Source organism: Mycobacterium sp. 29Ha (genome assembly GCF_032883055.1).
Classification (GTDB): Bacteria; Actinomycetota; Actinomycetes; order Mycobacteriales; family Mycobacteriaceae; genus Mycobacterium; species Mycobacterium gallinarum.
Genome location: NZ_JAMQTI010000012.1, coordinates 74,614 through 86,920 on the forward strand (window position 1 = coordinate 74,614; position 12,307 = coordinate 86,920).

Annotated in this window: 8 protein-coding genes; 2 read left to right on the top strand and 6 right to left on the bottom strand. The window is 64.7% G+C overall.

Annotation, left to right across the window (positions count from 1 at the left end; genetic code table 11):
* Window positions 1–25: 25 nt before the first annotated feature.
* Window positions 26–1,177, top strand: coding sequence for an epoxide hydrolase (locus tag M1248_RS17065; RefSeq protein WP_317149143.1), 1,152 nt, complete (start codon window positions 26–28; stop codon window positions 1,175–1,177).
* 88 nt (window positions 1,178–1,265) lie between these two features.
* On the opposite strand, the gene M1248_RS17070 is transcribed toward M1248_RS17065, so the two are convergent.
* The 5 genes from M1248_RS17070 to M1248_RS17090 form a co-directional block, all read right to left on the bottom strand.
* Window positions 1,266–3,731, bottom strand: coding sequence for an MMPL family transporter (locus M1248_RS17070; protein ID WP_317149144.1), 2,466 nt, complete (start codon window positions 3,729–3,731; stop codon window positions 1,266–1,268).
* Window positions 3,725–4,417, bottom strand: coding sequence for a thioesterase II family protein (locus M1248_RS17075; RefSeq protein ID WP_317149145.1), 693 nt, complete (start codon window positions 4,415–4,417; stop codon window positions 3,725–3,727). Before M1248_RS17075 ends, M1248_RS17070 begins: the two co-directional genes overlap by 7 nt.
* Before the next feature lie 13 nt (window positions 4,418–4,430).
* Window positions 4,431–8,630, bottom strand: coding sequence for a type I polyketide synthase (locus M1248_RS17080; RefSeq protein WP_317149146.1), 4,200 nt, complete (start codon window positions 8,628–8,630; stop codon window positions 4,431–4,433).
* Window positions 8,627–10,351 (bottom strand): fatty acyl-AMP ligase, encoded by a 1,725-nt coding sequence (locus tag M1248_RS17085; protein ID WP_317149147.1) that lies wholly within the window; start codon window positions 10,349–10,351, stop codon window positions 8,627–8,629. The genes M1248_RS17080 and M1248_RS17085 overlap by 4 nt, the downstream gene beginning before the upstream one ends.
* Before the next feature lie 265 nt (window positions 10,352–10,616).
* Entirely contained in the window at window positions 10,617–10,880 is a 264-nt protein-coding gene (locus M1248_RS17090) for an acyl carrier protein (RefSeq protein ID WP_317149148.1), read from the bottom strand.
* Between the two features lie 200 nt (window positions 10,881–11,080).
* Between M1248_RS17090 and M1248_RS17095 the strand changes: the two genes are divergently transcribed.
* Window positions 11,081–11,314 (top strand): hypothetical protein, encoded by a 234-nt coding sequence (locus tag M1248_RS17095; RefSeq protein ID WP_317149149.1) that lies wholly within the window; start codon window positions 11,081–11,083, stop codon window positions 11,312–11,314.
* A 511-nt stretch (window positions 11,315–11,825) separates the two neighbouring features.
* Here the strand turns inward: M1248_RS17095 and M1248_RS17100 are convergent.
* Window positions 11,826–12,227, bottom strand: a complete 402-nt coding sequence (locus tag M1248_RS17100) for a DoxX family protein (protein WP_163724667.1) — start codon at window positions 12,225–12,227, stop codon at window positions 11,826–11,828.
* Window positions 12,228–12,307: the final 80 nt, after the last annotated feature.

The window sequence follows — 12,307 nt, forward strand, 5'->3', positions numbered from 1 at the left end:
GCCGCCGCGGTCGAAGGAGGACTAGATGAACACCACAGGTCAGGCGATAAGGCCGTTCCCAATCGCCGTTGCGCAGGCTGACCTCGAGGACCTTCGTCGTCGCCTGGACTCGGCGCGATTCCCGGCCGAATTGCCAGACAGTGGCTGGGACTATGGGACCGAGCAGGAGTTCCTTCGCTCAGTTGTAGATCGGTGGCGTGGCGAATACGACTGGCGGGCAACCGAAGCCGAACTCAACGAGTGGGGATCGCTTATTGCCACGGCCGCCGGGCAGCGGGTACATCTGCTGCACGTACGCTCCGACGCCGTCGATGCGATCCCGCTGGTGCTGGTCCACGGATGGCCGGGATCCATCGTCGAATTCCTGGACGTGCTGCCAATGCTGCGTGAACGCTTCCACGTGGTAGTCGCCTCCATGCCCGGCTACGGATTCTCGGGGCCGACGACCGAGCGCGGCGTCGATGTCGCGAAGGTGGCCGCCGCGGTCGCCGACGTGATGGCTCAACTAGGCTACGACCGATACCTCGCGCAGGGTGGGGACTGGGGCGCTCTTGTCGTCCGGCATCTCGGGCAACACCACGCACCACAGGTGGCCGCCATCCACACCAACATGTTGTTCGCACCCTTCGACGGTGACGGCGCCGAGGCGATGACGGGGGTGACGGAAAGCGAACTGGCAGCCATCGTCTCGTCCACCCAGCGAATCGCCGACGGCACGGCCTACATGGACATCCAGTCGACGCGGCCACACTCGCTGGGTTTTGGACTCGACGATTCACCGCTGGGCCTGGCCGGTTGGATTCTGGAGAAGTTCCATGCGTGGTGCGACATCCGCGGGGGTATGCCGATTCGGACCGACCGCCTCATCGACAACCTGATGATGTACTGGCTCACCGGCACCGCGACATCGGCGGCACGACTGTACTGCGAAGCCACACGGGCAGGTAACTCGGCGCTGAGCGAGTGGGAGGGGCGAGTTGACGTCCCAACGGGATACGCGGTTTATCCCTACGAACTCCTTCAGACGCCGCGCGTGTGGGCTGAAGCACGCTACAACGTGGTGCACCACAGCGTGCAGGACCGCGGCGGACACTTCGCCGCCTTCGAACAACCAGAACTATTCGCGGCGGACGTCAACGCGTACGGCAACAAACTTCGTGAACTCGGCGTGTTCTGAGCGCGGTGCGCGTGTGAAGCGCCCACTTCACCTGCTGCAGATCCGCGAAGTCTTCGACCAGCGGGATGGGTAATCCCGCGGACGAGCATCATGGGTCGGGTTTCTCTGTGCGACTGGGGAATAGGCGCACGGTCTCTTCATCGTGCTGGCGGGGCCTTGCGATGTCGACCGTGTCGGGTTCGGTTGCGCGTCGAGGTGGGAGCCGGATGGTCTCTTCGTCGTGCTGGCGTGGCCTTGCGATTTCGACCGTGTCGGGCTCGGTTGCGCGTCGAGGTGGGAGCCGGACGGTCTCTTCGTCTTGCTGGCGTGGCCTTGCGATCTCGACCGTGTCGCGCTCGGTTGCGCGTCGAGGTGGGAGCCGGACAGTTTCTTCGTCCTGCTGAGATGTTGGTGATGGCAAGTCGGCTTCGCCCGGCCCTTCACTCAAACCGATGCGCGTGTGCAGCCTCTTCAGCGGCGGCGGTGCCCACCAGTTGAGTTCGCCTGCGACGCGCAGAAACGCGGGCACCACGACACCACGGATCACCGTCGCATCGATGACGATGGCTAGTGCAGTACCGATGCCGAACATCTTCATGAAGGACAGTCCGTTGGCGAAGGACAACAACGTGATGGTGAGCAGCAGCGCAGCGCTGCTGATGATTCGCCCCACCCGGCCAAGCCCAACGATGATGGCGTCGTTGTTCGACAGCCCCGAGTCGCGAGCCTCCTTGATCCGGCTGAGCAGAAAGATCTCATAATCGACGGACAGGCTGAAAGCGATGCAGCACAGCAAGACGACCATGGACAGGTTCAGCGGTGCCGGAGTCACGCCGAGCAGCGGGGCCAGGTTCCCGTCCTGGAAGATCCAGACCATGGCGCCGAGCACCGCGCTCAGCATCAGCAGGTTCAGAACGAGCGCCTTCGCCGGCACCACGATGCTGCCGGTGAACAGGAACAACAACACGAACGTGGCCAGTGCGATCAACAGAATCGCGACGGGAAGCCGGTCGCCGACGGCGGTGCTGGTGTCGATGAGTGTGGCGGTCGGACCGCCTACCTCGACTCGATGATCGACGATCCGCGCGCGGATGGAATGCACGACCTTTTGTGCAGCGTCGCTCTGAGCGGCCACCGACAGATACGCCAATCCGTAAGCAGCGCGGTTATTTTCCAATCCTGGTGGCGGGTCGGCGACGACCTTCCCCTGCTGATGGATACCGCTGGGGGCGACCACCTGAACCACTCCCTCCATCATCGATACCGGGGCGGCAAGGTCGTTGAGTGCGCGGATATCGTTGCGGGCCAGCAGCGTTACCGCCTGTGATGAATCCTTCGCATAGTTGTTTCGCAGCGATTCGGCCACGAGTCGGCCATTGGAATCGGACGGTAGCGCCCGTTCGTCGGGCATGGCGAGCTGCACCCCGAGGAACGGGATACCGAGCACCAGTAACGCCGCGATCACCGGCAGGGCGCACAGCAGTGGCCTTCTCGTGACGATTGCGGCGGAGCGTCGCCAGAACGCCGAATCCGCCGAAAGAGGATTTTTGCGGCGGAGGACTGCCAGCGAGTCGATCCGCTTTCCGGTCATCGCGAGCAGGGCGGGGAGCACCACGATCGCGCTGAGTGCTGACAGCATCACGACGGCGCTCGCGGTGAGTGCGGTCGACCGGAGGAAGTACAGGGGGAAGACCAGAAGTCCGGACATCGCCAGGGTGACTGTCGCTGCGCTGAAGATGATCGTCCGTCCAGCGGTTGTGACGGTCGCGACGATGGCCGACTCGTGGTCCCTGCCCCGGGCGCGCTCCTCACGGAAGCGCGACACCATAAGCAATCCGAAGTCGATGGACAATCCGAGGCCGAAAGCCGTTGCGACCGTGAGTGCGTGCACCGACACGTCGGTGATGGTGACCATGAGTGCCAACACCAGCAGTGTCATGACGATCGATGTGATACCGATGGCCAGCGGCACGAACGCCGCAACGAGGCCACCGAAGACGATGACGAGCACGGCGAGCAGTATGGGCAGCGAAATGCTCTCGCTGATCACGAGGTCATGAGCGACCCGGTCCTCGATCTCCACCGACACCCCCAGCGGGCCGCCGGCGCGCACGTCGACCGCCGGGTCGTCGGTGGGCAACGTGTCGATGATTCGGATCGACGTCTTCGTGGCCTCGTCAAGGGTCCCGCTGACGTGCACGAGGATGAGACCCGAGCGCCCATCCTTGGCGCGTAGATCGGCTGCATCCGCCTGGCTGAACGATCCGACCACCTTCGCGGCGGGTTCGGCTTCGACGAGCTGCCGCACGCGATCTGCGGCGGCCTCGACGTCGGGACTGTCGACGGCACCGCCGCGGGCGACGACCTCGAGAACCAGGTTGGGTGTCGTGGGGAAGTTCTGGTCGAGGTAGTCGGCGACCTGTGCCGACTCCGAGGCCGGGTCAGTGAAGCCGCCGACGCCGAGTTTCTGGGTCACCGTTCCGCCGAACGCGATGCTGACCACAAGCAGCAGGAAGACGGCGGTGAGGATCACCTTAGGCCGCCGCACCGTGAAAACGGCCAACCGGCTCAACATTGTTCGCTCACCGCCGGAAGTCTCGACAGCAGGGGCAGCAGAATCGAGAACAGTTGTGGCCCGTCGCTGAGATAGAAGTGGCCGCCGTGCAGGACGTGCACGGAGAACTCGCCCGATGTCCGCGAGCGCCATTCGTAGAGATCGGATTCGTTAACAAGGGGATCGTCCTCGCCGCCGAAGACGTGGATCGGGCAAGCCACCGCCACCCGCGCCCCGTCGTCATCCGTCCTGCACAGGCGCAGGTCGATGCGCGCCGCCGCGACGGCGTTGTCCCGCAGAACGGGCCACTCGGCGAGCTCCGGCGGGATGCCGCCCAGATCGGAGAGCAGCGCCGTCAACTGGTGATGGTCGAGGTGGTCCACCGCGGGTATCGGTGCTGGAAGATGTGGTGGTGCAAAGGAAGACACCAGCAGCGCGCGGGGGAGAACAGAGCCCGAGGCCGCGCGCAAACACGTCAACCTGTATGCCACCAACGCGCCGAAGCTGTGGCCGAAGAACGCATGTGGACCCTCGAGTGCCGGTCGTAATCGGACGTCGACCTCGTCGACGAGCTGGCGCAGCGTGGAGAATCGCTCGCGGTCGAGAATCTCGACAGGAACTACCTTCACTCGAGGGCCGAGCGCCTTGTGCCACGTGTCGAACATCCTCGCGCCACCGCCCGCGTGATGGAAGCAGAACAGCTGCACCGGTTCTGCGCCTTCAGGAGGCTTGCGTGAGGAGCGCGAGCTCCTCGGCAAGTGCCTTTACTGTGTAGCGAATCTGCTCGTCCGAATGGCAGCTGGTCACGAAGAACCGTAGTCGCGCCTTGTCTTCCGGAACCGCCGGATAGATGATCGGGTTGGCGTTGATACCGCGCCCGAGAAGGGCATTGGACAGTTTCAGCGCCGTGGCCGAGCTGCCGACGATGCATGGGATGACTGGGGTGCCCTCGCTGTCGCCGGTGTCGAGCCCCGCCTCGCGTGCCAGTGACAGGAACAGCGCGGACAACTCGTGCAGCCGCCGTAGGTGCTCGGGCTCGCTGCGGATGGTGCGGATCGCCGCGAGTGATGCAGCCGCGGTGGGTGGTGGCATCCCGACGCTGTAGACGAAGCCCGGCGTGGTGTATTTCAGGAACTCGACGAGCGTCCGACTGCCGCCGACGTAGCCGCCGCATCCGGCGAGCGCCTTCGACATCGTGCCGGACCACAGCTCCACATCAGCGCGGTCCACGCCGAAGTGTTCGCCTATGCCGCCGCCGGTTTCACCGAGCACGCCGATGCTGTGTGCCTCGTCGATCATGAGCAATGCCTGGTGCTTGCGCTTGACGTCGATGAACGCTGGCAGGTCGGGAATGTCACCGTCCTGGCTGTAGATCCCCTCGACGACGATCAGCACCCGGCGGTATTGGTGGCGGATGTTGGTGAGCAGCTCGTCGAGTGCTTCATGGTCGTTGTGGGGGAATGGCCGTCGCGTTGCGCCTGACAGGATGCAGCCCTGCATGATGCTGTCATGCGCGAGGCTGTCGTGGATGACCAGATCGCCTTCGCCGAGCAGGTGGCCGATCACGGTGACGTTCGTAGCGTGTCCGCTGACCAGTGCGATCGCGTCCTCGGTGCCGAGCAGTCGTGCCAGTTCGAGTTCCAGTTCGCGGTGGACGGGTTTCTCACCGGAGATCGGGCGCGACGCGGAGCATGAGCTGCCCCATCTGCGCACCGCATCCGAGACCGCCGCAGACACCGCCGGGTGACCCGACATGCCCAGGTAGTTGTAGCTGGAGAAGTTGATCACCTCGGACCCGTGGATGATCGAGGTGTCTCTGGTGACGCCGTCGTTGACGATGAAATAGGGGTTTTCGACACCTATCGCCTTGGCGAAGGCGAACCGCTCGGTCAGGGCCTTGACCTCTTCGAACTCACCGATGTCGAACTGGGGGGTGACCGCTGACGTCTGTCGAGGCTGCGATGGTGCGGCCTCCTGTGGCCGACCGCCCGCCATGCCGATCACGTCGGCGATGGTGGTGTCCGGGCTGAACCCGGCGGGGTCGATCGCCATTCCGGGGATCTTGCGGGTCAGCCCGGTGAATACGTCGGCCACCATGATCGAGTCGAATCCGAGGTCCCCGACGATGGTCTGCGTGACACGCAGGTTTTGTTCAGGAAATCCGCTGACTCGAGCGATCTCGGCACGCACGATCGCCGTCGTATCGGCCGACGGTTGCATTTGCGGTTCGGCCACGTTCGGTGCGACGGTTGGCAACGTGCCCTGTCCGTACGCGGCGAGCACGGCGGCCTGTTCGCGGAACAGCGCGATGAGATTGTCCATCGTCGAATCCTTCGTCGAGCTGACCGGGGCGACTGCGGCCCGGGGGGTTGTCGCGGAAGGGGCGGTGGTGGCACCCTCCTTGATCCAGAACCGGTTGTCGGTGCTGAACACGTAGCCACGGAGGCGGTGGGCAACCCGAGCTTCGTTGGGGTAGAGCCGGTTCCAGTCGGGATTCAGGCCGTCACGGTAAAGCGCGGCGACGACGGCGGTCAGGTCCGTTGCGACGTCCAACGCCGGCGGCGTGCCCTGGTGCGACCGCGCGATCATCGGGCCGAGCGTGCGTTTGGCGCCGAACTCGACGAGGTGTGTGGGTTCGGCCTGCATGGCTTCGGCTGCTGCGTCGGCGAATTGGACGGTGGCCCGAACGTGGGCGGTCCAGTAGTCCGCGTCCATCGTCTCGTCGTCGCCGAGCAGTCGGCCACGCAATGTCGAGAAGATCGGGAATGCGGGCAGCTCGTACGCACACTGCGCGGCCACCGATGCGAACTCGCGCGACATCGGCTCCATGAGCGTCGAGTGAAAGGCGTGCGAAACGTTGAGCCGGCGCACGGTGATCCCTGCTTGTTCGAGCGTGCGCGCGGCGTCTTCGATCGCGTCCGTTGTACCCGACAGGACGACTTCACGAGGACCGTTCACCGCGGCGAGATCGAGGGGGAAGCCGGCCACCTCGTCGGCGGTCGCGCGGACCGCGAGCATGCCGCCACCCGCAGGCAACCGCTGCATGAGGCGGCCGCGCGCAACCACCAGCCGACATGCGTCATCGAGGTTGAAAACTTCGGCAATAGCGGCCGCCGCATACTCGCCGATGCTGTGGCCGAGCAGCCAGGCCGGCTCAGCACCGAGCCGACGTAGCGCTTGGGCTTGCGCGTACTGCACCGCGAAGATCGCGGGCTGGGCGAACTCGGTGCGATCGATGCCGGCGTCGTCCATGACCTCGCGGATCCGCGCTCCCAGGTGCGGCGCCATCGCCGCGTCGACCTCATCGAGCGCGTCGCGGAACACCGCACTGCTCTCGTACAGCTCCGTCGCCATGCCCGGGCGCTGCGTGCCTTGGCCGCTGAACAACCAGCCCGCCGACATCCCCGCCACGATGCCCGTCTCGAAGTCGCCGCGAAGTGCTGCGACGGCCTCTTTACGGCCTGTGACGACAACGGCCATGCGCGCCTTGCCGGAGGCCTTGATCCGGTTCGTCGACCAACACAGCTGCATGAGTGGCGCTTCGCTGCTCTCGATGTCGTGGGCCAACTGTAAAGCGTTGCGGCGCAGACTGTCCGGTGAGTCCGCCGACACGGTGAGGACACCCCAGTCGGGCAGGCGGATGGGCGTCGGCGCGGACTCGGGTGCCGGGGCGCTGGCGAGCGCCATGTGGCAGTTCGTGCCTCCGATGCCGAAGCTGGAGACGCCGGCGTGAACGGTGTCCGTCGGCAGGTCCATCGGCTCGGACAGCATCCGCAGTCCGCCGTCGGCGAGCCGTAGCTGTTCGTTCTCCGTTTCGGCGAAGCGGGACGGCGGTACGACTCGATGGTGCAGGCTGAGCACGACCTTGATCAGACCGGCGATCCCGGCGGCACCCTCGGTGTGGCCGAGGTTGCCCTTGATCGACCCGATCGCGCACGGCGCGTCGCGATGCGAACGATGCGCTTGTGCAAGGGCTTTGGCCTCGATCATGTCGCCGAGCAGTGTTCCGGTGCCGTGCGCCTCGAGGAAGCTGAGCTGGTCGGGCGCAATCCCCGCGGACCGGTACGCCGCGGCGGTGACCTGTTGCTGCGCCCAGCGGTTGGGCGCGGTGATGCCGTTGCTGCGGCCGTCGCTGTTGACGGCGCTGCCCTTGACCACAGCGTAGATCGGCAACCCCGCGGCAATCGTATCTTCGAGTCTGCGCAGCACCACGACGGCGACGCCCTCGCCGCGACCGATTCCATCGGCCTTGCCGCTGAACGGTTTACAGCGGCCATCGGGTGCCGCCAAACCTGCCTTCGTATAGAAGACGTTCAGGGCAGGTGTCAGAGTGAGGTTGACGCCCGCGGCGATTGCCTGGTCGCACTCCGCATTGCGCAGCGACTGCGCCGCCAGATGCACGGCGACAAGCGATGACGAGCACGCGGTGTCGACGGCGAGGCTCGGTCCTTTGAGGTCGAGTTGGTAGGAGAGCCGATTCGCGGTCATGAAGTAGCCGTTGCCCGAACCGGACTGCGCCGTGATCTCGCGGTAGTCGCTCATGTGCAGGTGGGCCCATTCATTGGCCATCACACCCACGAACACTCCGGTGGCCGAACCAGCCTGCCCACGCGGGTCCAGGGTGGCATCCTCCAGTGCGCGCCACGCCGTCTGCAGGAGCAGTCGTTGTTGCGGATCCATTTCCTCGGCCTCGCGGGGGGTGATGCCGAAGAAGTCGTTGTCGAATGCATCGGCGTCGCTGATCATGCCGCCGGCAAGGTGATTGATGGAGCCGTCGCGGCGCAATTCGGCCGCGTCCCAGCGCTCGGCGGGGATCTCGTCGATGGCGTCGGCGCCGTCAAGCAGCAGTCTCCACAGGGCGGCGGGGTCGTCTGCCTTCGAGAAGCGACAATCCAGGCCCACGATTGCGATGTCGCTCATCTCAGTGACTCCTCGTGGACGACGTCGGTGAGTTCGCCCTTCAGGAACGCACATCGCATCGATGCACGCTGCACTTTTCCGCTGGTGGTGAGGTGAATTCCGGAGCGGTTGACGAACACCACAGTGGGGGCGGGAATTTCGAAGCCGCGCGCGACGGCGATCTTGACAGTGGCGGCGAGTTCGTCGCAGGTGGTGTCACCAAGCAGTTCGGTCTTGATGGCCTGGATGAGAACCAGGCGTTCGGTGTCGTCGGCTTCGACCGATACTGCGCATCCGCGGGACCCGGCCACTGCCGGATGCACGTCCTGGACGAACTCTTCGATGTCCTGCGGGTACAGGTTGCGGCCGTTGGCGATCAACAGGTCCTTGATGCGCCCGGTGACGTAGAGCTCGCCGTCGTGGAGCAGCCCGAGGTCGCCCGTGCGCAGGAAGGGGCCGTCACCGTTGGAGGTCTGAGCGTGGAAGCGTTCGAGCGTCTCCTCGGAACGGTTGTGGTAGCCGCTGGCGACGCTCGCGCTGCGCAGCCAGATCTCGCCGACTTCGTCTTCGGCCAGCTCGTTGGCGGTGTCGGGTTCGACGATTCGCACCTCGACGCCGGGTGCCGGTTCGCCGGAGCTCACCAGGCAGACGGTGCGGCCTGCGGCGGGTGCGTAGCGGTGCTGTTCGAGGGCGTCGGCGTCGGCGTCGAGGTGGCGCGGGACGCCGCGGCACACGGTGGCCATCAGCGTCACCTCGGCCATTCCGTATCCGGGGCGCATCGTCGACGGTTTGAAACCGACCGGCGCTAGCGCATCGGTGAATCGCTCGACGGTGCGGCGACGTACAGGTTCGGCGCCGTTGAGAGCGATCTCCCAAGTCGACAGGTCGAGGCCGATGAGTTGCTCCGGCGTCACGCGGCGTGCAATCAAGTCATAGGCGAAATTTGGTGCAGCGGTGATGGTTCCGTGGTAATCGCTGATCGCTTTTGGCAACCTGATCGGTTGCTTGAGAAACGCCAGGGGTGACATCGCGACGAGGTTGGCGCCGTTGAAGAACGCCATCAGTTGGCCGATGAGGCCCATATCGTGCCAGTGCGGGATCCAGCCGACAAGCACCGATGTGTCACCGGCTCCCAGCGCCTTCGACATCGCGGCCTCGTTGCTCATCACATTGCCGTGGGTGACGGCGACACCTTTTGGGTCGCCCGTCGATCCGGACGTGTACTGAAGGAAGGCGACGGCGTCGGGAGCGAGATGCGGCATGGTCCACGAGTCCGCGTCGGCGAGCGGCTCATCGTCGACGGCCACGCACTCAAGCGGCCGCTCGAGATCGAAACCCTCGATACCCGCGGTCAGCATGGCGCGCAGCTTCTCCGTGGTCAATGCCAAGCTGCTGTCCGCGTCGCTGAGTATCCGGGCGACCCGTTTCATGCTCCGCTCGTCGACGGGTACCGGCGTAGGCACGGCGACGACTCCGGCATACACGCAGCCGAGGAAGGCCCGCCAGAAGTCGATTCCCGGTTCGAACAACAACAGCACCGGTCGCTCGGCCTCCGGACGTGTACTCAGCCACGCGGCGATCTCGCGCGCAGCCTGGTCGAGGTCGGCGAAACTCGTCGCTTCGGGGACGAGATGTCGCCCGGACTCGTTGAGGAACGTCAAGCAGCGGGTCTCGGCGTGCAGGTCGAATTGCGACCTCAGATGCGAAACGAGGTCGCTGTGTCCGGATTCAAAGCCCCCCATCGTGAATGCCGTCCGGAACTACGCTGGACCGTGACGAGGCCGCGGGATGATCATGGCTGATCTCCTTGTCGGAACTGGACGGCAGCTGACCCACAGCCGCCGATCTCAGCAAACCGGTGTAAGACGATAGTGGTCCTTGGGGCGTCTTTTGACAACCACTAATTTCTTGGCGGAATCGGGGGAGCCGCCCGCTGAGAGAATGACGGCTCGGCAAATTTTGTACGGCTGGCAACGACCGACGGCGGAGGCGAGGCGATGGGCCGGTCTACGCCACGTGTTGCTGTTCGGCGAGCGCGCTGCTGATGAATTCGGCGATGCGGGACAGCGTGGGGTAGTCGAAGATCATGGTGGGGTCGACGTCGATGTCGAAGCGCGCTTCGACGTCACCGACGAGGCTGATCGCGTGCACCGAGTCGATGCCCATTTCGGCGAGGGGAACCATCGGGTTGATGGTGGCTGCCGGGACCTCCAGATACGAGGCGAGCTGCGTGCTGAGCCAGCCGAGAATCGGATGGCGGTTTGCATTCATCGGGCTTCTCCTTGGTGGGTCGCTGTGAGTGGCGTGGGTTCAATGGTCGAGGTCACCCGGGTGCGTCCGTAATCGCAGAGAAGTCAGATTTCACTCGTCAAACGGGAAGAGTTTCCTATCCGCCGGGCAAGGTGGCCGGCGTCGATGTCGCCGAAGACCGCCGCCGCTGTCGCCGACGCGATCGCCCAACTCCTAGGACCGTGTCCTCGCCCGGGGCGGGGACCGGGGTGACGGAAGGCGCACTGGCGGCGATCGGGCACGACGATTCACCGCTGGGCCTGGCCGGCTGGATTCTGGAGACGTTTCATGCGTGGTGCGACATCCGGAGGGGCATGCCGATGCGCACCGACCGCCTCATCGACAACCTGAAGATGTACCTGCCGGCACTGCGACGTCGGTCGCCCGGTTGTACTGCGGGCCACAGGCGTGGGTAACTGCGCGCGGGGTGAGTGGATCGGACAGGTCCAACGGGTTATGCGGTGTATCCGACGAGCCAGCTCAGAGCCAGCGCGTGTGGGCTGAAGGGCGTTACCGCGATTCTCTCGCGGACTGGGGGCGTTCTGAACAACGACGTGGCCACGGGGCCGAGTCGCGATGGGGCCTTAGACCCAGCTGTTCCACCCCACGCAGATGCAGTGAACGGCTGAATTGAGGCCGGTCATGTGCTGGCACACGTATTCGCCTTGACCGTAGAGTCTGTGAGCGTCTTCCGGGCCGCCCCGAAAATCCAGATTGTGACTCTCTTTCGCGTGGCCACAGGTACGGCAGTACTCCGTCAGTGGTTCAACAACGTCTTGCGATTCCATGCTGTCTGTCATGATCGTGCGCTCCTCAACGATTGATTACCGTCAGAATGTGCGCCGACAACGCTGGCATGTAGGGCCGATTGGCCCTCATTGGCAGTGGCATTGTGCTCACGCCAGCCATGAACAAGTACGTCTCCCGCTAGCGGTGTGAGACCGCGAGTGCTCCTGGTCCGATGAACATCAGAAGAAGGAAGACGAAGCAGTACAGGACCGCGGTCTCACCGCCGTTGATGCTGGGCCAGAAGCTATCTGGGAAGTGCATCCAGAAATAGGCGACCGCCATCATGCCAGATGCGACGAAAGCCGCGGCCCGGGTGAAAAGGCCCAGCGCGATGAGTCCGCCGAGCACGACCTCGAGCGCGCCTGCCCACCACATCGGCCAGGCGCCCAGTGCGGCTGGGGCACCGGCGGGCCATCCGAACAGCTTGGCCGTCCCGTGTGTCATGAACAAGAGTCCCACCAACATACGGAAGGCACCGAGCGCGATCGCGGACGCTTGCAGTGATTTCACCTTGGTATTGCGGGTTGACGTCGAGGTCATCACTTCATCGTGCCTGAAGCGCACACCGACGTCACTTCACTCATAGACGATTCAAATCTTGTGTGTTCGGTACGAGCATC

Excerpts from the sequence above, each read along its gene's own strand:
- M1248_RS17065 (WP_317149143.1), top strand. The coding sequence starts at position 26 with ATGAACACCACAGGTCAGGCGATAAGGCCGTTCCCAATCGCCGTTGCG.
- M1248_RS17070 (WP_317149144.1), bottom strand. The coding sequence starts at position 3,731 with ATGTTGAGCCGGTTGGCCGTTTTCACGGTGCGGCGGCCTAAGGTGATC.
- M1248_RS17080 (WP_317149146.1), bottom strand. The coding sequence starts at position 8,630 with ATGAGCGACATCGCAATCGTGGGCCTGGATTGTCGCTTCTCGAAGGCA.
- M1248_RS17085 (WP_317149147.1), bottom strand. The coding sequence starts at position 10,351 with ATGGGGGGCTTTGAATCCGGACACAGCGACCTCGTTTCGCATCTGAGG.
- M1248_RS17090 (WP_317149148.1), bottom strand. The coding sequence starts at position 10,880 with ATGAATGCAAACCGCCATCCGATTCTCGGCTGGCTCAGCACGCAGCTC.
- M1248_RS17100 (WP_163724667.1), bottom strand. The coding sequence starts at position 12,227 with ATGACCTCGACGTCAACCCGCAATACCAAGGTGAAATCACTGCAAGCG.